The sequence below is a fragment of the Streptomyces sp. 8N114 genome (assembly GCF_052245835.1).
In the GTDB taxonomy this organism is placed as follows: Bacteria; Actinomycetota; Actinomycetes; order Streptomycetales; family Streptomycetaceae; genus Streptomyces.
The window spans coordinates 1-943 of the sequence record NZ_JBQQBT010000065.1; the positions used below are offsets into that span (position 1 = coordinate 1).

General features: G+C 63.5%; 1 protein-coding gene. It reads right to left on the minus strand.

Annotated elements, in window-relative coordinates; all coding sequences use genetic code 11:
• On the minus strand, positions 1–943 hold a 943-nt coding region (locus ACTWQF_RS36765), incomplete at both ends, for a condensation domain-containing protein (RefSeq protein ID WP_443284126.1).

Here is a 943-nt window from a genome sequence, read left to right on the forward strand (position 1 = left end):
ACCCGACCGACCAGCTCACGGAACGTGGGATCACCCGAGGAATCCACCCGCAAGACAAGAGTGTTGACGAAAAACCCCGCCAAGTCCTCCAACGCGCTGTCGGTCCGCCCCGCAATCGGAGACCCGACCACAACGTCCTCTCCCGCATTCAATCGGGACAACAACGCCACCAAACCGGCGTGAAGCACCATGAACACGCTTGCCCCACCGGCAGCCGCGACGCCGGCCAACCCCTCATGCACCTCCGCGTCAACCGCGAACGACACCACACCACCGCGATAACTCGCCGCCCGCGGACGCACCCGATCCACCGGCAACGACAACTGCTCAGGCGCCCCCTCCAATTCCCGCCGCCAATAAGCAAGCTGCCGGGAAATCAGACTGTCCGGATCCTCCTCACTGCCAAGAAATGCGCGCTGCCACAACGCGTAATCCGCATACTGCACCGGCAACGGCACCCAATCCGGCCCCACACCCTCACAACGCGCCCGGTAGGCGTCACAAAGATCCCGCCACAACGGCCGCAAAGACCAACCATCAGCAGCAATATGGTGCACCACCAACACCAACACCCGCTCCGTCGGCGAAACCACCAACAACCCCGCCCGAACCGGCAACTCACCACCCAGCTCGAACCGGTACCGCACCAACCCGGCCACCGTCTCATCCACCCGCCCAGCCTCAACACGGGAGACCGTCAGACCCGGCCACACACCCCCCAACTCCTCGCACGGCACCACCCTCTGGCACGGCACCCCATCAACCTCGGCAAAAACAGTCCGCAAACTCTCATGCCGAGCCACCACATCACCCAAAGCCGACGCCAGCGCGTCCTCATCCACCTCACCCTCCAACCCCACCACCAACGGAATGTTGTACGTCGCCGACGGCCCCTCCAACCGATACAAAAACCACAACCGAAGCTGCGCAAACGACAACGGCA